22 protein-coding genes are annotated in these 25,654 nt (G+C 38.4%); 19 read left to right on the top strand and 3 right to left on the bottom strand.

Annotation, left to right across the window (positions count from 1 at the left end; translation table 11 throughout):
* Nucleotides 1-94: 94 nt before the first annotated feature.
* Both ABFU83_RS09385 and ABFU83_RS09380 read right to left on the bottom strand, forming a co-directional pair.
* A complete protein-coding gene (locus ABFU83_RS09385; protein WP_347065430.1) occupies nucleotides 95-1,792 on the bottom strand; it encodes a ribonucleoside-diphosphate reductase subunit alpha in 1,698 nt (565 codons plus the stop codon).
* A gap of 15 nt (nucleotides 1,793-1,807) precedes the next feature.
* On the bottom strand, nucleotides 1,808-2,782 hold the full coding sequence (locus ABFU83_RS09380) for a ribonucleotide-diphosphate reductase subunit beta (protein ID WP_136402698.1): 975 nt from the start codon (nucleotides 2,780-2,782) through the stop codon (nucleotides 1,808-1,810).
* A 530-nt stretch (nucleotides 2,783-3,312) separates the two neighbouring features.
* On the opposite strand from ABFU83_RS09380, the gene ABFU83_RS09375 reads away from it, so the two are divergent.
* The 19 genes from ABFU83_RS09375 (at nucleotide 3,313) to ABFU83_RS09285 (ending at nucleotide 24,674) form a co-directional block, all read left to right on the top strand.
* Complete coding sequence (locus ABFU83_RS09375; protein WP_347065428.1) at nucleotides 3,313-4,221, top strand: NAD(P)/FAD-dependent oxidoreductase; 909 nt, start codon at nucleotides 3,313-3,315, stop codon at nucleotides 4,219-4,221.
* Between the two features lie 128 nt (nucleotides 4,222-4,349).
* Nucleotides 4,350-4,526 carry a histone H1 gene (locus ABFU83_RS09370; RefSeq protein ID WP_136402700.1) on the top strand — a complete coding sequence of 59 codons (177 nt, stop codon included), beginning with the start codon at nucleotides 4,350-4,352 and terminating at the stop codon, nucleotides 4,524-4,526.
* A 185-nt stretch (nucleotides 4,527-4,711) separates the two neighbouring features.
* Nucleotides 4,712-5,323 carry a nucleosidase gene (locus tag ABFU83_RS09365; protein ID WP_347065426.1) on the top strand — a complete coding sequence of 204 codons (612 nt, stop codon included), beginning with the start codon at nucleotides 4,712-4,714 and terminating at the stop codon, nucleotides 5,321-5,323.
* Between the two features lie 94 nt (nucleotides 5,324-5,417).
* Nucleotides 5,418-5,960 (top strand): GNAT family N-acetyltransferase, encoded by a 543-nt coding sequence (locus tag ABFU83_RS09360; RefSeq protein WP_347065424.1) that lies wholly within the window; start codon nucleotides 5,418-5,420, stop codon nucleotides 5,958-5,960.
* Between the two features lie 203 nt (nucleotides 5,961-6,163).
* On the top strand, nucleotides 6,164-7,189 hold the full coding sequence (locus ABFU83_RS09355) for an NAD(P)-dependent alcohol dehydrogenase (RefSeq protein ID WP_347065422.1): 1,026 nt from the start codon (nucleotides 6,164-6,166) through the stop codon (nucleotides 7,187-7,189).
* A gap of 215 nt (nucleotides 7,190-7,404) precedes the next feature.
* On the top strand, nucleotides 7,405-8,991 hold the full coding sequence (locus ABFU83_RS09350) for an ABC-F family ATP-binding cassette domain-containing protein (RefSeq protein ID WP_347065421.1): 1,587 nt from the start codon (nucleotides 7,405-7,407) through the stop codon (nucleotides 8,989-8,991).
* Between the two features lie 291 nt (nucleotides 8,992-9,282).
* On the top strand, nucleotides 9,283-10,881 hold the full coding sequence (locus ABFU83_RS09345) for a T9SS type A sorting domain-containing protein (RefSeq protein WP_347065419.1): 1,599 nt from the start codon (nucleotides 9,283-9,285) through the stop codon (nucleotides 10,879-10,881).
* Nucleotides 10,882-10,889: 8 nt separating this feature from the next.
* On the top strand, nucleotides 10,890-14,276 hold the full coding sequence (locus ABFU83_RS09340) for a hypothetical protein (protein WP_347065418.1): 3,387 nt from the start codon (nucleotides 10,890-10,892) through the stop codon (nucleotides 14,274-14,276).
* A gap of 10 nt (nucleotides 14,277-14,286) precedes the next feature.
* The gene (locus tag ABFU83_RS09335; protein ID WP_347065417.1) at nucleotides 14,287-17,736 is read left to right on the top strand and encodes a DUF6443 domain-containing protein; all 3,450 of its coding nucleotides are present in this window, start codon (nucleotides 14,287-14,289) and stop codon (nucleotides 17,734-17,736) included.
* Complete coding sequence (locus ABFU83_RS09330) at nucleotides 17,711-18,250, top strand: hypothetical protein (RefSeq protein WP_347065416.1); 540 nt, start codon at nucleotides 17,711-17,713, stop codon at nucleotides 18,248-18,250. The genes ABFU83_RS09335 and ABFU83_RS09330 overlap by 26 nt, the downstream gene beginning before the upstream one ends.
* 100 nt (nucleotides 18,251-18,350) lie before the next feature.
* On the top strand, nucleotides 18,351-18,548 hold the full coding sequence (locus ABFU83_RS09325; RefSeq protein ID WP_347065414.1) for a hypothetical protein: 198 nt from the start codon (nucleotides 18,351-18,353) through the stop codon (nucleotides 18,546-18,548).
* Between the two features lie 292 nt (nucleotides 18,549-18,840).
* A complete protein-coding gene (locus tag ABFU83_RS09320; RefSeq protein ID WP_347065413.1) occupies nucleotides 18,841-19,776 on the top strand; it encodes an RHS repeat-associated core domain-containing protein in 936 nt (311 codons plus the stop codon).
* Nucleotides 19,777-19,780: 4 nt separating this feature from the next.
* Nucleotides 19,781-20,503, top strand: coding sequence for a hypothetical protein (locus tag ABFU83_RS09315; protein WP_347065412.1), 723 nt, complete (start codon nucleotides 19,781-19,783; stop codon nucleotides 20,501-20,503).
* A gap of 132 nt (nucleotides 20,504-20,635) precedes the next feature.
* Nucleotides 20,636-21,397: a DUF2971 domain-containing protein gene (locus tag ABFU83_RS09310; RefSeq protein WP_347065411.1), complete on the top strand. Its 762-nt coding sequence runs from the start codon at nucleotides 20,636-20,638 to the stop codon at nucleotides 21,395-21,397.
* Nucleotides 21,398-21,400: 3 nt separating this feature from the next.
* The gene (locus ABFU83_RS09305; RefSeq protein ID WP_347065410.1) at nucleotides 21,401-21,541 is read left to right on the top strand and encodes a hypothetical protein; all 141 of its coding nucleotides are present in this window, start codon (nucleotides 21,401-21,403) and stop codon (nucleotides 21,539-21,541) included.
* A gap of 22 nt (nucleotides 21,542-21,563) precedes the next feature.
* Nucleotides 21,564-22,454: an RHS repeat-associated core domain-containing protein gene (locus tag ABFU83_RS09300; RefSeq protein ID WP_347065409.1), complete on the top strand. Its 891-nt coding sequence runs from the start codon at nucleotides 21,564-21,566 to the stop codon at nucleotides 22,452-22,454.
* Nucleotides 22,455-22,458: 4 nt separating this feature from the next.
* Nucleotides 22,459-22,863 (top strand): hypothetical protein, encoded by a 405-nt coding sequence (locus tag ABFU83_RS09295; RefSeq protein ID WP_347065408.1) that lies wholly within the window; start codon nucleotides 22,459-22,461, stop codon nucleotides 22,861-22,863.
* Between the two features lie 22 nt (nucleotides 22,864-22,885).
* A complete protein-coding gene (locus ABFU83_RS09290) occupies nucleotides 22,886-23,338 on the top strand; it encodes a hypothetical protein (RefSeq protein WP_347065407.1) in 453 nt (150 codons plus the stop codon).
* A gap of 139 nt (nucleotides 23,339-23,477) precedes the next feature.
* Nucleotides 23,478-24,674 (top strand): IS256 family transposase, encoded by a 1,197-nt coding sequence (locus ABFU83_RS09285; protein ID WP_347065406.1) that lies wholly within the window; start codon nucleotides 23,478-23,480, stop codon nucleotides 24,672-24,674.
* A gap of 110 nt (nucleotides 24,675-24,784) precedes the next feature.
* Here the strand turns inward: ABFU83_RS09285 and ABFU83_RS09280 are convergent, their stop codons facing one another.
* Nucleotides 24,785-25,603: an alpha/beta hydrolase-fold protein gene (locus ABFU83_RS09280; RefSeq protein ID WP_347065405.1), complete on the bottom strand. Its 819-nt coding sequence runs from the start codon at nucleotides 25,601-25,603 to the stop codon at nucleotides 24,785-24,787.
* Nucleotides 25,604-25,654: the final 51 nt, after the last annotated feature.

The raw sequence follows: 25,654 nt of genomic DNA, 5'->3' as shown, positions 1-25,654 counted from the left end.
TAGGATGGATTTGTGACAAAGGTCAAAAAAAGGACTTTATTAGCATTAATAAAGTCCTTTTTGAAATGGAAAACCTGATGGTTTCTATGATGTCTTATGATTCGCAGCTACTACAACTTACCAGGTTGGTGATAAACTCTTTGGAAACACTTTGACTGCGTTGGTAATACAAGGTTTTAACTCCCAGTTTCCAGGCTTCAATCAGCAGACTATTGACCTCTTTGATAGGCAATTCCGATGGAATATTCAGGTTTAGACTTTGCGCCTGATCCACAAACTTCTGACGGATAGCTGCTTGTTGGATAATCTCCAACTGACTGATTTCTTTAAACGTTTTAAAGACATCTTTTTCTTGTTGTGTCAATTCCGTGATATGTTGCACGCTACCGCCATTTAGCATAATACCGCGCCAGATTTCTTCGTTATCCAGTCCTTTTTCTTCCAATAGTTTTTTAAGGTATTTATTTTTACGCATAAAATTCCCTTTAGAAAGTCCGGCTTTATAATAGTTACTGCTAAACGGTTCGATTCCAGGAGAGGTTTGTCCCAAAATGGCCGAAGAAGACGTCGTAGGAGCAATAGCCAACGTTGTGGTATTACGACGGCCGTATCCTTTTAGTAATTCCGGTTCACCGTAAATACGCGCCAATTCCTGAGTCGCCTTATCGGCTTTATCACTGATATGTTTGAAAATTTCGGTGGTTTTCATTTTGGCTTCCATACCTTCAAACGGAATCATGTTCTTTTGCAGGTACGAATGCCAACCTAGTACACCTAGCCCTAAAGCTCGGTGTCTTTTCGCGAATTTGTTCGCAGCGGTCAGGTAATAATTTCCTTCCGTTTTTTCGATAAACTCCTGTAATACGGCATCCAGGAAAAAAATAGCCAGTTTAACGGCTTCGGTATCTTTCCATTCTTCATATAATTCCAGATTCATCGACGACAGGCAGCAGATAAACGATTCATCTTTTGTAGACGGCAACATGATTTCACTACACAGATTACTGGCATTGATACGCATGTTGAGATCTTTATAAACCTGCGGTTTATTTTTATTCACATTATCGGAAAAGAAAATATACGGAAGTCCTTTTTGCTGACGGCTTTCGAGTACTTTGGCCCAAACATGGCGTTTTTCGGTATCACCGTCAATCATTTCCTGCATCCAGTAATCCGGTACGCAAACTCCGGTAAACAGATTTTGAATTGGATTTCCGATATTTTTAATTTTTAAAAACTCTTCGATATCTGGATGATCAATATCAAGATAAGCAGCAAAAGCACCTCGGCGAACACCGCCCTGAGAAATGGTATCCATAGCAGTGTCGAATAGTTTCATAAAACTAACAGAACCGCTACTTTTTCCATTGTCGGTTACGGCACTGCCGCGTTCGCGTAACTCTCCGAAATAACCCGAAGTACCGCCTCCGATTTTGGTTTGCATGATCACTTCGCCCAATTTATGGGTAATTCCTTCGATATGATCGGGAACGTGTACATTAAAACAGGAGATCGGCAAACCTCTTTCGGTTCCCATATTGGCCCAAACCGGTGAACTGATACTCATCCAACCGCGTTCAATCATTTCCTGGAACGATTCTTTTAGTTCCGGGCGGAACAAACGACGCGCCGCAGCGCTACAAATCCGGTCAATAGCACCTTCTACAGTTTCTCCTTTTAAAAGGTACCCCCGGTTTAAGATTTGTTCGCTTTCTGAGTTTTTCCACCATAATTTAGGTAGTGTATTGTTGCCGGTTGCGATCTCGGTATTTGTTTGTGGGATATCTTGCATGTTCAAAAACTCAAATTAAAATAAATCGTTAGCGGTAATACTTTTGTCATGTTTGGTATAATCAACCGGGCGTTTAGCGAAGAAATCATCCAGACTGTTTGCAAATACCTCTTCTTCAAACCACGCCATAGCCTGATAGTCTTCCGGAGACACATAGAATACTTTCTCTATGCCAATTTGACTAAGACTTTCATCAATACGGAACTTCATAAAATTCACCAAATCGTGTTTTTTAATGATTTCAATTTCGCCTTCTTCAAAGATCCAGTCCAGGATATCCGATTCAACGTTGATGGAATCTTTAACACTTTCGCGAATCAGGTCGATGGTTTCCGCGTCAAAATATTCCGGGTGTTCTTCGCGAATTTTGTTTACGATATAGATGCCGGCATTAGCATGAACCTGTTCGTCAACTGAAGTCCAGGCAATAATGTTGCTTACGTTTTTCATATATCCTTTAAAACGGGTAAAGGCAAGAATAATCGCAAACTGACTAAATAACGATACATTTTCGATCAGGATACTAAACAAAATCAATGCCACGACATATTTTTTATTGTCTTCCGAACGGGTGTCCTGTAATACTTTCGACAAATAGTTCACCCGTTGCATAATTACCGGAATGTCCAGTAATTTTTCGAATTCGTCATTGTAGCCCAACACTTCCAATAAACGGGAATACGCTTCCGAATGGCGAAACTCACATTCGGCAAAGGTGCTACCCAATCCGTTGAATTCCGGTTTCGGGAAATGTTCATAAATATTGCCCCAAAAACTTTTTACGGCCACTTCAATTTGTGCAATAGCCAGTAAACTATGTTTGATCGCCGTTTTTTCGGATGAACTCAGATGCGAGTGAAAATCCTGCGTATCGGCTGTAAAATCGACCTCACTGTGTACCCAGTACGATTTGTTGATAGCTTCTGTAAATTGTAGTACTTCCGGGTACTCAAATGGTTTATAGTTGATTCGTTTATCGAAAATTGACATATATATAGAATTAAAATTGAACCTGATTTGGGGAGGTAGCGTCGGGCTTTTTTCCGATCGGAAAATAAGCTTGTCCGGTATTTTTCAAAGGTACGACAAGCCTGATTTTTGGTCAAAAGATTTAAGAAAGAAATCCGGATGTTTTATCAACAGCCTGTATGGAGCTTGTAAAAAAGAGTTATCAACAGCTGATAATTTTGCGGAAAGTAGTAGGATTGTGGCAGCTTGCTCAGTATCGGAAAAAAGTTATAAACAGGTTTTTCCTGGATTCGTTTTTACTTTTTAAAACGACTTATCAACAGTTTGTATCCGGAGCTATTTTGTTCCAATATAAAATAGAAGTTAGATAAGACGATTTTATCTAAAATGATTTTAAATAAGTGGTTTGTAGGCGTATTCTTATTTGTTGTTTGGAATCAAATAGTTATAAAATTAAACGCAATTAAGTTGCGTTTATTAAAATAATCGTATTTTTGTCTCCGAAAGGATATTTTTTTGTCCTGATATTTCTATATAAAACATAAAAAGCTATGACAAAAACGACTTATGATGTTATTATTGTTGGAGGAAGTTACTCCGGTTTATCCGCTGCCATGAGTCTGGGACGGGCTTTGCGACAGGTATTGGTTCTGGACGATGGAAAACCCTGCAACCGGCAAACACCACATTCCCATAATTTCCTGACACAGGACGGAGAAACGCCACAACATATTGCCACAATTGCCAGGGAACAGGTTAGCCGTTACGAAACGATCCGTTTTTATAAGGGTAGCGCAACAGAAGCTAAAAAAACAACCGGGAATTTTGAAATCAAAACGGATGACGGGAGCGTTTTTACCGCCAGACGATTGTTATTTGCGACCGGTTTAAAAGATAACTTTCCGGATAGTAATGGCTTCGCAGCTTGTTGGGGTATTTCGGTATTACATTGTCCGTATTGTCATGGATATGAAGTAAAGGAACAACCAACCGGAATCATCGCCAATGGAGATGTAGCCTTTCATTATGCACAACTTATCTTTAACTGGACCAAAAGGCTGACGATTTATACCAATGGAAAATCGACACTTACAGGGATACAGGAACAAGGAATAAAAAGCAATTCAATTGCGATTATTGAAAAAGAGATTGCTTCTCTCGAACATGAGCAAGGGAAATTAAAAAAGATCGTATTTCAAGATCAGAGCAGTGTGCCGCTTCAGGTGGTCTATTCCCGCCCGGAATTCACACAAAATTGCCCGTTACCGGAAGCATTGGGCTGCGAAATAAATGAAATAGGCTTACTAAAAGTAGATTCATCTTTTAAAACGACTATTGAAGGGGTATATGCATCAGGCGATTGTTCCAGCATGCGAACCGTGTCAGTTGCTGTCGCTACAGGCACTCAGGCCGGAGCTTTTATCAATAATGACCTGGTGACGGAAGATTTTGTCAAGTAGTAAAATGTTGATTATTAGTGATTAATACTTTAAATGGGGAATAAAAGTAAAATTAACCCATCCGGAAGCTTTTTTCCTAACCTTAAAATGCTATTTTTGTTTTTTAATTTTTAACAAAATATAATATTATGAAAGACTTATTAACGAAGATCAACGCCGAAATTGATGCATTCAAAGCCGAGTCAGAATTACAAGTTGAAAAAGGAAATAAAGCTGCAGGAACAAGAGCTCGTAAATCTGCTTTAGAACTAAGCAAATTATTAAAAGAGTTCAGAAAAGTATCTGTAGAAGAATCTAAAAAATAAGAAGCTATAGCGGGTGTATTTCCATTTATAAATACGCCGGGTTATAACAACATCGAATGCCACCGGACTATCGGTGGCATTTTGTTTTTGGAGGAATCGGTATAAAAACAGTTGTTTCTGTATCTTTGTCGGACGAAAACAGGAATTAGACATTACAGTTTATTTCTACCATAAATAGTAAAACCGTGCAAACCCAATCCAAGACGATAACGCAATTACTAAAGGAGAATCCCCTTTATGTATTTGCACTAAATTCTGAAGCAGGAGAACTGTTTCAAGACGAGAAAACCCTTTTTGTTGGTATTGGGAAAGTCAACGCAGCCTATCATTTGACCCGTGAAATTCAGCGAAACCGACCAGAGTTGATCATAAATCTGGGATCGGCTGGGAGTACTACCTTTACAAAAGGAACTGTAGTCAATTGTACCCGTTTTATCCAACGGGATATGGACGTAAGAGGATTGGGATTTGATTTGTATAAAACCCCGCTTTCGGATGAGGACATCGTTTTGGAATACGGATTAACAATTCCGGGTTTACCGGAAGGGATTTGTGGAACCGGCGACAATTTTGAAACCAATCACGATACAATCGATTATACCGTTGTGGATATGGAGGCTTATGTGATGGCACTGATTGCGAAGCAGGAACAGATTCCGTTTTTATGTTTAAAATACATTTCGGATGGTGCTGATGGTGCTGCAGCGGAAGACTGGACAATTCAGGTGCATAACGCAGCAACAGCTTTTAAAAAAGTGTTCGATTCGATCGCTGTCACTTCACAACCAATCGTATAAAGTGTCGGATAAAATGGAGTAGCCTTTTTTATAAGAATGGCCTATACTAGTAGTCCGCTTTTGGATTAATTTTGAAAGTCAAAAAAATAAAAACATGTTATTTTCCATTCAAACACCCTTAGAAAACGATAAAGTCGGGTTATACCCGTTACAGGAAACCGATTTTGCCCCTCTTTTTGCCCTGGCTTCGGACCCAAAAGTCTGGGAACAACATCCGAACAAAGACCGGTGGAAAGAAGCCGTTTTTCGTGTTTTTTTCGACGGAGCGATACAAAGCAAAGGCGCTTATAAAATTGTAGACAAAGCGACCGGAGAAGTTGCCGGATGTACCCGTTTTTACGATTACGATGAAAAAGAAAACAGGATTCTGATTGGTTATACTTTTTATGCGGTACCATTTTGGGGAACCGGAATCAACCCGTCTGTAAAAAGACTAATGATGGACTACGCTTTTCAATATGTTGATGCGATTGACTTTCATGTCGGTGCAACCAATTATCGTTCGCAGATTGCCATATCACGACTTGGTGTAACCAAAATTGCCGAAGAAAACATAGCCTATCATGGCGAAACGCCCAAACTAAATTTTATCTACAGAATCCGAAAACAGGATTGGGAAAAGCTCGAAAAAGGATAATCAACCGATAGTAAAAATGACGACCCGAAAGGAGTCGTCATTTTTTTTAGAAAGAGGTTTGGATCACATTTTAAACGATAAGCGACATAATGATAACCAGAAGGTATCATTAGACTTGGAGGTGACAGATTTAACGCTTAAATAACTTTTTTTAAACCGTATTTGCTTAAATTTATAAGGTTAACCTTTAAAAAACAGTAAGTATGAAAGCAGTACGATATTTTGGGCATAAAGATGTCAGAGTAGTAACCGATATGGAAAAACCGGTTCCGTCGGGTGATGAAGTACTATTAAAAATTGGAGGAGCCGGTGTTTGTCATTCCGATTTACATATTATTGATGAGGGGATTGTTTCGGGAGTTACGTTTACATTAGGGCACGAAAATGCAGGTTGGGTAGAAGAAGTGGGGCAGGATGTAAAGGGTTTTAAAAAAGGCGATGCCGTATTGGTTTACGGTCCGTGGGGATGTGGACATTGCAAACCGTGTCAGCATTCGCAGGAAAATTATTGCGATCATCAGTCGGAACAGGCTTTTGGAGGCGGATTAGGGCTTAATGGCGGTATGGCCGACTATATGTTGGTACCGTCTTCCCGTTTATTGGTTCCGATTCATGACCTTGATCCGGTAATTGCAGCACCTTTAACTGATGCGGCTTTGACACCTTATTCGGCTATCAAACGATCGTTACACAAATTAATGCCCGACGAATATGTAGTAGTGATCGGAGTTGGCGGATTAGGACATGTGGCCTTGCAAATACTAACAGAAATGAGTGGCGCTACGATTATTGCCTGCGATATCACTCCGGAGCGACTGGAATTTGCTAAAAAACTGGGCGCTGCTTATGCGATCAATTCGATGGATAAAGATGCAGCGGAACAAATCCAGAAGATTACCGGTATCCGAAAAGCCAAAGTCGTGATCGATTTTGTTGGCGCATCGTCTACAATTGACCTTGGTACGAAGGTAGTTGGCTTGGATGGTGACCTGACTATTGTTGGACTGGGCGGTGGAAAATACGAATACAATATGAATGGCTTACCCTTTGGTGTAAGCATGACCAATCCGTATTGGGGTTCGCGTACCGAGTTGATGGAAGTTATCGGATTGGCCCGACAAAAGAAAATTCATATTGAAGTTGAAAAATACAATTTGGACCAGGCCGTGGAAGTATATGATAAATTGCGAAACGGACAAATAAAAGGGCGTGCTGTTTTAATCCCATAAACCACCATAAATCATAAAAAAGCGACTGCCAGAGTTTTCCAGCAGTCGCTTTTTTATTGTTATACCGGAAAATAAATCGGGAATTGCGATAAAAAAACTATCTTTGTCGTACAAAAATGTGATCTACATGTGAAAATAATTTCTTTCAGGCACTACTAAACCGGGGACTACAAAATACTCCCGGATGTTTTGTTTCATCTCTAAAGAAAGAAATTATGTTGCTTTTACAGCATGTCTCCTATATACATCCCAATAGGGAGCTTTTATTTGACGACCTGCATCTGGTTGTTAACAATTATGACAAAATAGCCTTAATCGGGCATAACGGCGTAGGAAAGTCCACGTTGTTTCGTATCATCACCGGAGCTGTACCAATTTCCGGAGGTCAGTGTACTATTTGTACCGAACCGTATTACATCCCACAGGTATTCGGGCAATTTAACGGGCTTACCGTGGCCGAAGCTTTACGGATTGACAGAAAATTACAGGCACTATCCGAAATCCTTTCCGGTATTGTAACCGAAGAAAATTTTACGACGCTCAATGACGACTGGACGGTGGAAGAACGTTGTCAGGAAGCCTTGCGTTACTGGAAATTAGATGCCATCGACCTGAATCAGCCGATGCATACGTTAAGCGGCGGACAAAAAGCCAAAGTTTTTCTGGCCGGAATAACAATCCATCAACCGGAATTGATTTTGTTGGACGAACCCAGTAACCATTTGGATTATGCTGGCCGTGAATTATTATACGACTTTATACAGTCTGACAATAGGGCTATGATCGTAATCAGTCACGATCGCAAACTGCTTAATTTACTCGATATAACCTGCGAACTAACCGCAAACGGTATTATGACCTATGGCGGGAATTACGATTTTTATAAGACTCAAAAAGAAATCGAAAACAATGCCTTGCAACAGGACATCCAGAGCAAAGAAAAAGCCTTAAAAAAGGCCAAAGAAAAAGAGCGTGAAACCTTGGAGCGCCAACAAAAACTGGATGCAAAAGGAAAAGGAAAACAGGAAAAAGCAGGTGTGGCAAGAATAATGATCAACATCATGCGGAATAAAGCCGAAAACAGTACTTCCAAACTAAAAAATGTTCATGCCGAAAAAATAGGCGGTATCGCAAAAGAATTACAAAATTTACGGGCTACAGTACCGGATATCGACAAAATGAAATTTGGTTTTGGACTACCAGCGCTACATAAAGGCAAATTGCTTTTTAAGGCAACAGAACTAAATTACTATTATGACAAGACACCATTATGGAAGCGCAATCTTGACATTGAAATCGCCAGTGGCGATCGTATTGCGATAAAAGGACAAAATGGCTCCGGAAAGACGACATTGATTCAGCTTATTTTAGGCAATTTGCAACCTGAAACCGGAACAATGCACAGAATACCAATTAAAACGATTTATATCGATCAGGAATATTCATTGATTGATAACGGTATAACGGTATACGAACAAGCGCAACAATTTAATACGACTGTTTTACCGGAACACGAGATAAAAATGCGTTTAAACCGTTTTTTGTTTACTTATGATGACTGGCAAAAGCCCTGTAAAGTCCTTAGTGGAGGAGAGCGAATGCGTTTGTTGCTTTGTGGTCTTACGATTGGAAATACAGCACCGGATTGTATTGTTCTGGATGAGCCGACAAATAATCTGGATTTGCAAAATATCGAAATTCTTACGGCTTCGATCAATGAATACAAAGGAACCCTGCTTGTTGTTTCCCATGATGAGGTTTTTCTGGAGCAGTTGCATATTGAGAGGGAAATAATTTTATAATGTTGTTATTACTTCTTTACACCTGACAGGTTTTTAAAACCTGTCAGGTGTTTGTGTTAAAAAAACTGTTGAGTGTTTGTATAGAGGATAAATTATATTCGTATTGCGAATAATACACTTTTATTGTTTTAAAATGCAGTCTCGAAATCTGAATGATATACCATAATACACATATTGTAATTTATAAAGATTCTATTTTTCACAGATTGCAATTCTTTCTTTTTGAATAGCGCTAATAAAGAGTTAGCTTTGCAGTCCACTAACTTAATTGACAATAGTTTAATGACAAAAATGACGAATCGTGCCTTACTACAAGGCAGGATTTCGGCACTACTATTGCCATGTCTTTTTCCGATGGTATCTCAGGCGCAGGATATCTTATGGGAAAAATCCTATGGCGGTAAACATGCCGAATTCTTAGCAGATGCGCTGCCCACACCCGACTATGGGTTTCTTTTAGCAGGCAGTTCGCTATCCGACAAAAACGGAAACAAAGAAATGGTATCAAGCGGTAATTTCGATTACTGGCTTTGGAAAATGGACGAACACGGATCGGCCGAATGGCAAAAAAGCTATGGTGGATCCGGTATGGATTTTCTACAAAGTGTACAATTAACAACCGACGGCGGTTTTATTCTGGCTGGTATTTCGGATTCCCCGAAAAGTGCCGGAAAAAAAGACGACTCCAAAGGTCATGACGACTTCTGGATTGTAAAACTCGATGCCAAAGGTGCCGAACAATGGCAGCGTACTATTGGCGGAAACGGTCAGGAGCAACTGGCTTGTATCCGTCGTACCAAAGATGGCGGTTATATTGTAGGCGGTTCGTCTGCATCGGGAAAATCGGGTGACAAAACGCAAGCGAATTTTGGCAACCTGGATTATTGGGTGATTAAACTCGCTTCCGAAGGCAAAATCGAATGGCAACAAACCTATGGAGGTAAAAACCTGGATCAGTTAAAAACGATCGAGCAAACCCCGGATGGCGGCTATATCATTGGTGGCTATTCGAATTCACCGGCTTCAGGAAACAAACTCAACGACAACATGGGCGCGGGGGATTACTGGATTCTTAAAACCGACAAACAGGGCGGCATCGAATGGCAGCGTACCTTAGGCGGTGATGGTGATGATAACCTGACGGCACTGATCCAATGCAAAACCGGTGGCTATTTATTGGGCGGAAGTTCCAATTCAAATCCATCGAACGATAAAAGTAAGGCCAACGGTAAAGGAACCGACTTTTGGGTGGTACGATTGGACACCGACGGACAAACCATCTGGCAGGAAACCTATAATTATGGTAAAACCGACCTGTTAACTTCGATTATTGAGAATGACGATCATACTTTTCTGATCGGCGGATACGCACATACCGAAGTAGGCGAAGGCAAAAAAGATAAAAAAGACATCAACGACTATATCGCGGTAAAAATCAACGATAAAGGCGAAGAAGTATGGAGTAAAACCGTAGGAAGTGATGGTGAAGACATCTTAGGCCGCTTGATCGAAACCCGCGATGGCGGCTACCTTTTAGCCGGAACGTCGAAAGGGAAACCTTCACGCGATAAAAACGGCGGAAATGGTGGTAGCGATTTTTGGGTGGTAAAGCTTAAAGACCGTTATAAAAAAGAACTGGACAAACCGGCCATCGAAGCTCTTCCAAACCCGGCACAACAATTCACGAACATCATTGTGGGTTACGACTTCCAAACGGGAACGGCCTCCGTCTTTGACCTTTCCGGCCGACAACTGCAACAGTTTTCTATTGACAGTCGCACCGTACCGGTAGATTTAAGTCAGTACCCGGAAGGCATCTATATCGTAGAGATTCGCACCAACGTACAACACAACTCGGTAAAAGTCATCAAGGGTATCCAACCTAAATAAGAAATCAAATGAAAAAAATAGTACTCTCTTTACTGCTTTTAGGGCTTTACGGCGAAGCTATGGCGCAAGATGAAGGTAACGGAACGATCCTGAAGCCTGATGTTACAGCTCCATCGCCACAGGCATATGCCCTTACCAAATACGGTGACATTCCTGTCAATGAATTTTCGGGAATGGTCAATGCAACTATACCGATCTATACGGCAAAGGTCGGGAAACTGGAATTACCAATAACGCTGAATTATGCGGCGGCAGGTGTTAAGGTCAATCAAACTGCTACATGGACGGGTATCAACTGGACACTGAATGCGGGTGGCGTTATTTCCCGTACGATCAATGATGCGCCGGATGAATCCACAACGGCAGATAAACGTCTGACAGCAGATATGATCATTCCCAATCAGTTGGTCAACGGTTCAGCACACGCTTATTTCCTGAACGGTGTATTTGTAGGGGCGCGAAAGCATTATGACTTTAAACCGGATCTATGGAATTTTTCATTCGGCAGTTATTCCGGTACGTTTTATCTCGATGCAGATTTTATGCCTAAACTGTCAAAAGTGGATAGCCCGCTAAAAGTCGAAATTGTAGGTAGCGAGTCCGATATGCGCCAACGCTTCCGTAACAGTCAGGAGTTCTGTATTACCACCCCCGATGGTATTAAATATTATTTCGGTGGTCTGAATGCCTGCGAAAGCTCCTTTATGGGATCGCACCGTGACAATCCTTATGCCAATACCGGATTTTATCTGCATAAGATACAGCACCCGGATTATGGTGTGATCTTGTTTGAGTACGATACCGATACGGTAACACACTCGGTGTGGACAAGTCAGGAAGAAAGCGTAACGGTAAAAGTACTGGAAACACGTGAAGGTGAATTGTGCAAACGACCACCGACAAACGAAGGGCAGCATAGCTATATTGGCAGTGCGACAGTAACTATGAATGGTAAATGGCTGAAACGGATTTATAGTCCGCACAGCTATCTACAAATCCTATTCAACCGCAGTAACGGTTCCGGTGGGAATTACAAATATGTATTGGATAATGTAGAAATCAAGGAAGGTAGTACGATGGTGCGCAAGGCTGAATTTACTTATCTGTTTCCTCAGACCAAAACCACTTCCGAACGGTTCTTTCTAACAAAAGTTGAGTTTGACAAAGACCGTAATTACGGCAGTGGTCAGGGACGAAAAAACGAAGAATATATACTGGAATATAATGACCCGCTCGGACTACCTAACCGTAGAAGTGAGGCAAAGGATTTAATAGGATATTATAATGGTAAGTCCGGTAATACGACGGCATTGCCGCAGAACGAAGATTTATTGTTCCATAACTATTACCCGAATCTGGCTGACCGTAGTCCAAGTGCCGCGCATATGGCCAAAGGAAGTTTGGTCAAGATCACCTATCCGACCAAAGGATATACCATTTTTGAATACGAGACACCCAAGGCTAAAGCATACGACAGGCAGCACCGATCAATGACAATCTGGCGAAACAGCCCCGGTAGGGTTCCTGCTTCCAAAACAAACATCGCAATACCTTTGGGTGATTTTATTGCAAATCCTGATGGTACATTTGGAACCAGTGCCGCTGTTGTTGATGAAGAAGTAAAAGTGCGGGTAGAGTTAATGGCCGATGCTCAGATGGGACATACCGATAGGATTACTTTTAGATTAGTGGATCAGACTACGGGGACAGTACAGTCCTTTCTGGTACAGATGCCAGATGGTAATCAGGAGATCGGAACGGGCGATTTTAATTTTAGCCGTGAGTTTACCGTAAATGTGATCAAGGATCATATCTATACCGTTGAAATGTATAACAATTATTCGGCTCCGGTGATGTTTGAAGCTAGCGCTTACTTTTTCCATACGCGTGGGTTTAAGACGGTGGATGAACAAGGTGGACTGCGGGTAAAGCGTACCACTGATTTTACAGAGAATGATCAGACGGCATTTAGCAAGCGATTTTATTACACGCAGGCAAAGGACGTATATGTCGATCCGTTTTCACTTATGGGATTCAAAAAGAATGTTGATTATGTGACCGAGCTGTATCTGACCAAATGCTGTAGTCCGGGCGGTATTTTTGGCCCCGGATGGATGAGCCATACCGGAGAGATCAAGCTACGTACCCTGTACTCGTCAAGTGTCTTTACCAGTGCTTTTGACCAGAAATACGAGTATGTAACCGTTAGTTATGGTGGTGATAATTTTGAACTGGGTGGAAAGCAGAAGCAGTTTGTAAACAAGTCATCCTCTACCTATCAGGAAATCCATCCGTTTTACGTAAGTCCGTTCCAAAACGAACACGCCATGTACAGGGGTAACCTGCAATATATCTATGAAGGCACATTGCTTTCGGAAATGGATATTATGAAAAGAGGAAATACCCTCTATAAGGTTAGGGAACAGCAATATGAATACGATTATATCCCTTACGGAAACGGTATTACGGGCGTTATAGGCGGTTATGCGCATATGAACTGCGGTTATCCGACCGATGGTGCGGACAATCTGGACATCGCCAAATTTGAGTTTATGTCCAAAAAGGTACATCTTGTTTCGCAGACTCAGAAAGAATTTATGATTCCGATGTCAATCACCTTAGATGCCGTCTTTGAAAACGGATACAAGCCGGTTGTAATTAAAACGGAATACAGCTATGGAGCGCTGGCCGGTTTGCCTACGGCAATTAAAACCACTACTAGCGAAGACACTATGGTAAACTTTGTGCATAATTTCTATGCCGACCAATCCAGTCTGATACCAAATATCACACCAGATCAGACTACGGCTTTAAACAAATTGGTGGAGTTAAATAAAATATCCCAGCCGATTATGGTTAAAACCTTCCGTGGACCGGGGAATGGAATTCCAACGGCAACGGCTACCAAAGTAACTTTATACAAAAGCTGGAACAATAATTCGAATCTGATTTTACCGGAGATGATCCGTTTTGCAAAAGGAAGCGGAGCTTTGGAAGACCGGTTTCAGATTCTGCAATACGATACCAGAGCGAATATGACACATGTTACGACGGTTAATGGTCCGAGAACACGTTACGAATATGATGTGTATGACAATGTAAAAGCAAAAATCGACAATTATACCGGATCGGATTCGGTACCTGTTGAAGCGCCAAACCTTCCGGTTGACTTTGAACCGGGAACCGCAGCACCATGTGGCTTTGGTGCGATGTATCCGGAAGGAATGGTTACCTGGTATTATTACGATACGTTTACAAGATTACTGCGCCGTACGGTCGATAGCAATTGTCGTAGTACGTATTATGAATACGATGCGCTCATGCGCTTAAAGCAGATCAAAGACCATGATGGTAACATTATCGAATCGTATGAAAACAATTATCGAATCAATTAAAACCAGCCGTATGAAAAAAATACTTATCACTTTATTGTGTGCGCCGGTTTTGATGGTGGCACAAACGAATTCGCAAAACTGGACTAAAAAAACGACCTATCGGGAAACCGGTAGTGGTCGTCCGGCTTCGACTGTGACCTACTATGATGGTTTAGGTCGACCGGTTCAGCAAAATATAAACAAACAATCCGGTACCGGAAAGGATATGATCACCCATATCGAGTACGATTTAGGTCGTCAGTTAAAAGACTATTTACCGTATCCCGCCACAACTAACGATATGAGTTATCAGGCCGGAGCACAGTCGGCAACCCTAAGTTATTCACAATATAGCGGACAATATCCGTTTAGTGAAAAGCTATTGGAATTATCGACTTTGGCACGTCCGTTAAAGCAGGGCGCACCCGGATTCGACTGGCAGGTAAAACCCGATTCGGATACGGATCATACGATAAAAATGGACTATCAGACCAATAGTGCCAATGAAGTCAAAAACTATTTTGCCGCAACCACCTGGGATAATGCCAACGGTGTCTATACAATTCAGTTGCAGGACAAAGGACATTATGCGATCAACCAATTGTATAAAACGATTGTTAAAGACGAAAACTGGACTTCGGGAACCGACAATACCACTGAGGAGTTTAAAGATAAAAATGGGCGTGTAGTTTTAAAGCGTACCCATTTTAAAGAGCCTCATGACACCTATTATGTTTACGATTTGTATGGAAATCTGACGTATGTCATTCCGCCATTGGTAACCAATCCGACTGCGCAACTGGATGATTTGTGTTATCAGTATAAATACGATGCCCGTAACCGTATGGTCGAAAAGAAACTACCGGGCAAACAATGGGAGTTTATTGTTTACGACAAAATTGACCGTGTGGTTGCCACCGGACCGGTTTTGTCACCTTTTGGCGGCACGCAAACCGGTTATCTAATCACCAAATATGACGGATTGAGCCGCGTAGTGTATACGGGTTGGTTACAAACTTCGACCACGCGTGCCAGTATGCAGTCACAATATAATGCCGCAGCCACAGTGGTATCAGAAACAAGAGCTAAGGTTGGCGCCCCGGTAATGGTCGACAATATTGCAATCGGATATACCAATCTGGTGATACCGACCAGTGGGATGAAATTACTCACGGTGAGTTATTACGACAATTATAACTATCCGAATGGCATTACACCACCGTCGCTAGTTGAAGGGCAAAACGTAGCAACCTCGGTAACCGGGTTATCAACGGGTAGTTGGGTACGCGTATTAACTACGGCATCGGAAACGCTAAACGAACAAAGTTATACGTTATACGATCCGAAATACCGTCCGATTCGAACCTATACCGCTAACCATTTGGGCGGTTATACCCGAGTGGACAGTAAGCTGGATTTTAGTGGAAAGGTACAGTATACCCAAACGTTTCATAAACTTAACAGTAGCGCGACGGAACTGAATATAGTCGATACCTACAGTTATACGGAAGAAGACCGCTTGTTGTTACACACGCATAAGATTAATGGCGGAACGGAACAGCTATTGGCCAAAAACACTTACGACGAATTAGGTCGATTAGTGTCCAAAAACGTAGGCGGTGAAGATATAACCGGAGCGATTGGACTACAAAAGGTAGACTATCGTTATAACATCCGCGGATGGTTAACGGATATTAATAATAGTGCTCCTTTGTCCTATCCGGGACTTACTTTAGGCGGAGGCGACCTGTTTGGATTTAAGATCAATTATAATCAGGTAACCGAAAGCGATAATTCACAGGTAGTAAGTGCCACCGAAAGTCAGGATGGTAATGTATTACCACTTTATAACGGGAATATTTCGGAGACTTTTTGGGTAACCAGTAATGATAACGTCCTTAGAAAATACGGGTATACCTATGATGCCATTAACCGGATGACATATAGTTATTATCAGCGGCCGGAAACTGGAAATCCGGCTACGAATTCCTATAATGAATATGTACGATACGATAAAAATGGAAATATCACCAACTTATTTCGTAACGGAAATCTGGACAATCAGGTTTTTTCCATTCCGATTGATGAGTTGACCTATTTCTATAACGGAAACCGTCTGAAACGGGTGAACGATGCGACAAACAATCCGGAAGGCTTTAAAGACAACGGGTATAACAATACCTACGACGATTATGACTACGATGCCAATGGAAACATGATCAAAGATGAAAATAAAAAGATCACGAATATTGTTTATAATCATTTAAACCTGCCGATGGAAATTCTGTTTAGTGATGGAAATAAAATTCTGTATCTTTACAACGCAACGGGTGTTAAAGTTCAGAAAAAGGTTATTAACGGAGGAGCTACGGTTCAGACAGATTACCAGCTAGGCTTCCAGTATGAAAATAGTACTTTAAAACTGTTCCCACATGCCGAAGGCTATGTAAGTGTCGCTTTTACGTTGGGTCGTTATAATTTTAATTATGTGTTTAACTATACGGATCATTTAGGAAATATCCGCGCGAGTTGGGCCTGGGACAGAAGAACCAATACGTTAAAAATAATGGAGGAAAACCATTATTATCCGTTTGGTTTAAAACATACGGCCTATAATACGGAGTTATATACTTTTGTGTTACCATTTGATGGATCACCGGGTTATAATGTCCCGTATTTAGAACAACAAAGTGGTAAACCGGTTGTAAATCCGTATAAATATAAGTACAACGGGAAAGAGCTGCAAGATGAGCTGGGGCTTAATGTTTATGATTATGGTGCGCGTAATTATGATGCCGCGATTGGTAGATGGATTAATATTGACCCGCTGGCGGAAAAGTTTCAAAAATGGAGTCCTTACAATTACGTTGAAAATAATCCAGTTAGCAAAATTGACCCAGACGGTAGAGGTCCTTTAGACCATTGGAAGTTAAATGCTTCGGGTAAGTTAGAGTTGGTAAAACAAACAAATGATAAATTTAATGTCTTTTTCGATGAAAAAGGGAAAAAATTATTCCAGACAAATCAGCAATCTACTGAAATGACGAAAAAAGAATGGGAAGGTAAAGCTGATGAGTACATAAATAAAGTTAAAACGGTTTTTACTGAGATTGCAAAAGAGCCTGTTGTTTTTGATAAGATGCAAGATAGGGCAAATGAAACGGGCTTTGACAATAAACTTGTTAGTGTTGAGGGAATGAAAGAAGTTGGTGAAAAATACATAAAGGATGGACCTAAAGTAGCAGCTTTAGGAGCAATACCAGCTTTGATAAAATGGGCAACAGGCTATGGCTTTGCAGATGCAATTCCAAAAATGGGTGTAATTCCTGAAGCAGCGAATGCAGCTTATAAGAGTCAAACTGGAACTGACATTAAGAAAGATGCAGGCTATTTGGTAAATAGTGCAATAGATAGTATGAAACAATTTTGGCAAAATGTAAAAACAGAAGTTAATAATGGAATCAATCAAATCAAACCTTAATTATTTAAAATTATTTTCATTGTTTTTAATGCTTGGAACTATATTGATTTCTTGTGTGAAAAACAAAAATAATAATGACGAGAAAATATTAACAAATGACGGATACGAAATAGGTAGACTAATAAATGGTGAAAAAACGGGGATTTGGAAGTTTTTTAATAATGATAATATTTTAGTTAAGGTTTCTAATTACAACAATGGAAAATTAGATGGAGTTACAACTAGTTATTATTTAACGGGGAGTGTTTATAGTGTAGGTTACTATAAAAATGGTATTCCAAGCGGGAATATGTCAGTTTTTTATGAAGATGGTAAACTGAACTTTTCTGATAATTATCACAACGGTAAAAAGGAAGGTATTAGTTATTTTTACAGTAAAGAAGATGGAATCGAAATGAAATCAAATTATGAAAACGGATTAAAAGAAGGTAAACAAATACATCTCAAAGGAATGGATACTCTAAAAATTGATTTTTTTGAGAAAGGAAAGTTAATTAAAACTATTGAAAAATAGGTTGAAAATCAAAATCATTAATCCGTTTCCAACGGCATTCGGAATACAGGATGGGCGCAACATAACGTGTCCATCCTTTTCTTTTTTTTATATTTGAAGTATGGCAAAAGAACCTTTCGCAGCGAAGCTAACCTCAATTTGGATTGGCGGATTTTTATTCTGGATTTTAAAAGGATTTAATGGGAAATTTACAGACCAAATTGTACCAGAATATCAAAATAGGAATATTTGGGTAGGATATCTAATTTCAATTATAGCTGTTTGTTTAGCAGTATATTTTATTTTCTTAAAAGAATAATCTTGAAATCATTAAACCGTTTCGATAACGGTATCATAAAGGGATGGGATGGGCGCATAATCGTGTCCATCCTTTGTTTTTCCATCAACAACCGATAGCGCGGATTTATTTCATCCGTTCGGCTAAAGCCTCGGGTGTAATCCGTGATAATAAAGAAAGAGCAAACTACAACCCTAAAAAGTTGTAGTTTTGTTTTTAGAGGGTATACGGTTTTAGTGGATTTTAAACTTAGTGCGGATTGTAAATCCGATCGAGTTGGACCTATGATGATAAAGCTGGAGGTTTAAAAATAATGGAAGAAAGCCATTATTATCCGTTTGGATTAAAACATAAGATGTATAACGTACAGCAGTTTGTTTTTGTTACCCCGCCGGATGGTTCCCCGGAGTATATGTCGCCGGTATTGCTGGAAGGCGGTTCAAAACCGTTGATCAACCCGTATAAATATAAATACAATGGGAAAGAGCTGCAAGACGAGCTGGGGCTTAATGTTTATGATTATGGAGCAAGAAATTATGATGCTGCCATTGGTAGATGGATGAATATTGACCCGAAAGCTGAGCATCCTAAACAAATTGGGACTTCACCATATGTAGCATTTGCAGATAATCCGATTAGATATGTTGACCCAACGGGGATGACATGGGAAGACCCGAAACAAGCTGAAAAGTTAAATAATTCGATAAACAATCGAATTGGAAGCATTAATAAGGATAATGCAAAAATTCAAGCGCAAATAGATAAAGGCGGTCTAAGCGATAAAAAATTAGCTAAACTTGAAAATCAATTAGCAGAAAACGGGCAAAAAATTGGCTTATTAAACCAGTCTCTCTTGGATATCAAAGCAATTGGCGATGCAAAGGAGACGTATACATTGACAGGACCAAGTAAGAACGATGGCACTCATGGCGTTGTTAAAGATGATAAGGGGGTTATTCGAATTGAAGGAAGTAACACGGGATTACATATACATGAAATTAGACATGTGGGACAATCTATCGAAGCAGGTGGGGTTAAATTCAATAATAAAGGTCAATTATTAAATTCAGCTACTACATACCAAGGCGCAAGAAATAATGAAATCAATGCTTATCAAGTTCAATATTCTTATGATGGAACTTACCCTGCTGGTGCTAGTTCTTTGCAAAGTATAAATGCTAGTTCTTTAATGGAAATCAAAAGAGAAGATGGTTCCTCAGTTTATGAAGGATTAAAAGATAAAAAATAATAAAATGAAAAAAATATTTTTCTTGCTATTGATAGCATTTCAACTTTTGAGTTGTTCAATACATAAAAGTAAAAACAGTAATGATGTTGATTATTCAGGTACTTACAAGAAAAAAAGTTCAAGTGAAAAACTGGTGCTTAAAAAAGATGGTACATATGTTTTGCTAAATCCAGAAATTACTTTTACACCGGCTATTGAAAAATGTGATTTTGCATCAACAGGTAGATGGAGTATGTTGCAAAATAATTTGCTTGAAATCACTAGTGAGAATTATTATACTAAGCAAAAGGGTTATGAGTATAATATAGAAAAGAAGAGTAGTTTTTCTCAGGACAGTCTGTACATTCAAATTGATTTTCCAAGTGATTTTCATCCTGTCAAATTGAACTTTTATTTTAACAATAATAATAGTAAATCAATAACGACAGAGAAAACATTAATTGTAATACCTAAATCAAAATACTTGTGGGATAGAAAAATTAACACAAATCAAATCAGTTTTAGTCTGGATGCTAAAGCTGCTGGTGTTACACTTTATAACAGTAGAATTCTTTTTGAAATTTTTAATGAAAGTATCGATACTGAAAAATATAACTATTTGACAATTAAGCTTCCAAATTTTGACAGATGCTTTTTTGAATTTCAGCCATATAAACAAGAATTAATTTACTTTGACAAAAAGAAACTACAGTGGCAAGGTGAAATTTGGGAAGTGGAAGCTAAATAAGATTAAAGTCATTAATCCGCTTCGATAACGGCATAATAAAGGGATGGGATGGGTGCACAAACAATCGTGTCCATCCTTTTTCTTTTAAAACTGTATATTTGAAAGAAGTAATCTGAATTTAAAGAAAAATTAATGGATGAATTTATTATTGACGAAGAGTATGTTTTAAAAAGAAATACCATTAATTCTGAATTATGGGATACATATCGACATGGGAAACTTTTGTCAAAAAGTGCTGAAAAATTATATAGGTTTTATCCATTAAACCTTTATAGTATTGATGGGCTCTTTAGAAGTTATTTTCATCTTTCAAATCCAGGAGATTTCAACGACCCTTTTGATTGTAACGTAAATCTTATTGAAGATGTCGATGATTTGTCTCATATGAAAACAGTAAAAAGAAACAACTTCGGTAATCTAGGAATTTGTTCCTTTTCAGAAACAATCGACAACCATTTGATGTGGGCACATTATACAAATAATTATTACGGTTTTGCACTTGAATTTGATGGTGATAAGATTGATATGAAACAAAGAGAAGGTCATTTATTAAGACATACATTGACAAGGGTAATTTATCCAAAAGAACCAATTAAAATAAAAAAAGATTACCCATTTGCTTCGCATTATGTGTTGACAACAAAATTCAAGCATTGGGAATATGAGAAAGAATGGAGAATTATCACAGAGTTAGGAAATGATGAAAGATGTTTGGAATACTTCCCTAAATGTGTAAAAGCAATTTACATTGGTCACAAAATAGTGGATAATGATATAAATCTTTATAAATTATTACTGGAACTTCATGAAATGAAATTCCCTGACATTCCAATATCTGTTGTCTATCCTCACCCAACAGATTTAAAATTAGAATTTGAGAAAGTATTGAATTAAAACATGGCTAGAGAACCTTTCGCAGCAAAACTCACTTCACTTTGGATTGGTGGTTTTTTCTTCTGGATTCTAAAAGGATTTAAAGGAAAATTAACCGACCAATTTGTACCTGAATATGAAGGTAGTATCTCACTAACTGTGTAAGTATAAGTTCAATGGGAAGGAATTGCAGGACGAGCTGGGGCTGAATATGTACGATTATGGAGCACGTGGATATATGCCTGATATAGGCAGAACAACAACTCATGACCCACTTGCTGAAAAGTTCTATCGTCTATCTCCGCAATCGTTTTTAAATAATAACCCTTTACGTTTTATAGACCCTACAGGAATGGAAAGTGATGATTGGATTGAAAGAAAAGGAAAAGATGGTAATTCAACTTTCTTCTATGATTCAACAATCAAAACAAATGAACAGGCGGTAGCCGCTTATGGAAATGATGTAAATATTGTAAATGAAGGAACTCGTACTGTGAGCACCACAGACGGCAAAGCAGATGGTAGATATTCTTATACATATCATAATGATGGCACGGTAAGTGACAAAAATGGTCAAAATGTAGATTTTAGCAATGGTAATTTGACAACACCTGGAGGAACTACTATTGTAAGTCCTGAAAATAAATCTGGAACTTTTAGTGGCTTTTCAATGGGAGGAGCTGTTGGAGGCGGCATTTCATTTGAACTTGGTTTAGTTAGCGATTCATCAGGAGGCAAAGCCTTATATTTTACATTTGGAGGAAATTCAGGCTTTGGAGGTGGTTACGGAATGAAAGGTGGTGTTGTCACTCCTACTGGTGATAATCCTTTTTCTGTTAATGATTTTGGAGGTAAAGGAAATTCCTTTAGTGCAGGATTTGGGACTGTTACTTATGAAAGAGGAGGTACTCAAGGAAATGGATTTAGTGACTATGGCTCTTATATAAAGGGAGCTCAAGAAAGACCTTACATTTATCAAGCAGGAAGTCAAACTGGTCATTATCCAGGTATAAGCGTACCTAACATACAAGTCGGGGGAACTATAAGTGAAACTAAAACTTGGACTTTTAAATTATAATCGTATGAAAAAGACTGGTATCGAGTTTTCTAACAATTTTTTATATAAAGCTTTGGGTTTTATTATTATAATATTTATAACTTTTATGATTGGTTGGGAATTTCTTTATAAAAATACTGATAAAAATAAAGCCAATAGTTATAAACTCTCATTAGAACATATATACAACAGCAGTTACACTGGAGTTGTCAAGTATAAAGACTACGATAAAAGTAATCATAACAATCCAACTATATATTTTACTAATGGCAATTCTTTAATTGAAGGGGATTTTTGGTCAGTTATTAAAAAAGGTGATAGTTTGATTAAAAAGAAAGGAGAATATATCATTAGAGTTTATAGAAATGACTCCATGTTTAACTTAAATCAAAAAGAAGCTTTACAAGATTATCAAAAAAATAAAAACTAAATTTGAAAAAGAAACAATTGAAATGAAAAAGCTCTTAATATTTTTATTGATAATGATTCCAACAATATTTATCGCTCAAGAAGTGCAAACTGAAGAGTTGAGAGATGCAAATGGGAAACTTATATCAAAAACAGTAATTAATCCAAACAAACGTGAAAAAAGTTTAACTGCGGAAGAAATAGCTGATTTATTTTATAAAAATCAAAATAATGTTAAGCATTTGAATTCCTTGATGAGTTTTCGGTTTTATCAAAAAACGCCGTATTTTAAGTTTAAAGAAATTATGGAACAGAAAAATCAGACTTTTGGTAAATTTCTAAATAAAACTTTAATTAGTGTAACTAATCCTGAAAAAGGTATAACAATTCATAAATACAAAGTGAATTATAAAAAGCGCACTACAGTAGAGGAAATAGGTTTTATTAAAGAAAATGAAGGAGATTCATATGAGGTAATAAGTTATAATATAAATTAATATCTAAAGTCAATAATCCGTTTCCAGCAATGGTATTCGGCATTATAAGGTAGTATCTCACTAACTGTGTAAGTATAAAAATAATGGGGTTTTAAAACCCCATTATTTTTTTGTTTAATTTTAAATGTTACACAGTCTTATGAAAAAAGAAGAGTTATTATCAGAAGAGTTTTTAAAACAGTTCAAAACAGGTGAAGACTTAAATGGTTTTCTTGCCCAACTACAAAAACGTGGTTTAGAAGCCATCTTGAATGGTGAGTTAGATGCTCATTTAGGTTACGATAAACACGAAAAATCAACGACATCCAATTCTAGGAACGGTTATTCCAACAAAAAGGTTAAAACCTCATTTGGAGAATCAGAACTTCAGGTTCCCAGAGACAGAGAAGCTTCTTTCAATCCCATGATAATTCCTAAAAGGCAAAATATGGCTGACGGATTGGAAAATGTCATCATATCACTTTATGCAAAAGGAATGAGTGTTAGCGATATTGAAGAGCAGATAAGAGAAGTTTATAATTTTGATGTATCTACCTCTACTATATCCAGGATTACAGAATCAGTAGCCAATGATATTATTGCTTGGCAAAACCGTCCATTAGATCCCGTTTACTTAATTGTTTGGATGGATGGGATTGTGTTTAAAGTTCGAGAAAGTTCCAAAGTTATTAATAAGACTATCTATTTAGCTGTAGGCCTAAACAGAGACGGTAAAAAGGAAGTTCTTGGTATATGGTTAGGCAAGAATGAAAGTGCCAGTTTTTGGTTGGGAGTATTAACGGATTTAAAAGCCCGAGGTGTGGAAGATATTCTCATTACTGCAACTGATAACCTCAATGGCTTTACACAAACCATTAAAAACGTATTCCCGGAATCTCAAACACAAATCTGTGTTGTTCATCAAATTAGAAACTCAGCCCGTTATGTAGTCTGGAAAGATAAAAAGGAGTTTTCTAAAGATATGAAACAGGTTTATGATGCGCCAACCAAACAAGCTGCAAAAGGAGCTTTGGAAGATTTTGCCAGCAAATGGAATCATAAATATCCTTATGCGGTTAAATCCTGGGAAGAAAACTGGGAGGAACTTACCGTCTTTTTTGACTTCCCAATTGAAATCAGAAAAATCATTTACACCACAAATCTAATTGAAAATCTTAATGGGAAAATTAGAAAATATACCAAAAACAAATTGTCATTCCCTACGGATGAAGCCGTTTTAAAATCCGTATATTTGGCTTTAAGAGAAGCAACCAAAAAATGGACTATGCCAATCCATAATTGGGGATTAATCCTCAATCAGTTCTTAACCATATTTGAAAAAAGGGTTCAACTTTAAATAAAAAGTCAAACCCTGTTATTTTTTAACTTACACACTTTTTGGGATAGTGTCAATAATATTTAGAAACGGATTATAAATCCACACCATCAGGGCAGTGCGTTGGGCTTTTATTCCGTTTTGTTTAATGTCCATATAATTGCCTTTTCCTTTGTAGCTCTGAATATGGTTGTGTGCTTTTCTTTCGGTTCGTCAGAAAATTTCCATTGTACGTTTGCTCGGTTTTCTATTTTCAAAATATCTGCTAATTCTTTTGTAAATGGCGCGATATCTTCTGCGTTTGAACCTGCAAACCAAAGTCGTTTGTTAGATGATGGAAATTTAGCCAAATGTTCTTTTGCAGTTCTTACTAAGTAATGATTATTCCACCAAAGCGATGGGTCAAAAGCAATGTAATTGTCAAACATTTCAGGTGTCAAGAAAAATGTTTCCATAACAAAAAGTCCTGATGCAGATTCACCAATAATACTTTTTTCATACGTTGTTCTGTATCGTTTCTCTATTTCAGGGAAAAGCTCGTCTTGAATAAACGCTCTAAACTTTTTTGAACCACCAACAATTGGTGCGATTTTTTTGTCTTTTGCTACTTCTGTAAATCCTGTCAAATCCCTTCTTCGTTGTGTGTTTTCAATCCCTACGAGAATTAAAGGTCTTATTTTGTTTTCTTTAATTAACTTCGCCAAAGTATTTGCCATGTGCGGAAAATCTTCTTTTATTCCACCGTCAGCCATATACATTACAGGTAATGAGTCAGATTCTGTTTTATAGTTCATTGGCGTCCAAATATTAATAATTCTCTCTTCCCCAACTTTTTTAGACTGAATTTTAAAAGTCTCGTATTCTGGAATTGGATCGTTTGGTTGTGATGCGTTAGAGCAACTTATAAATGTTACAAGAATAAAAAGCAAGTTGTAATAAATAAATTTCATCTTTTCTGTTGTTTTTTCTGTTAATATTCTAAGCACTGTTGTTTTAAACTA

Origin of the sequence: Flavobacterium sp. WV_118_3 (assembly GCF_039778605.1) — a bacterium.
Classification (GTDB): Bacteria; Bacteroidota; Bacteroidia; order Flavobacteriales; family Flavobacteriaceae; genus Flavobacterium.
Note: the sequence above shows the minus strand (reverse complement) of the source record. Positions and strands in the feature narration are given on the sequence as shown.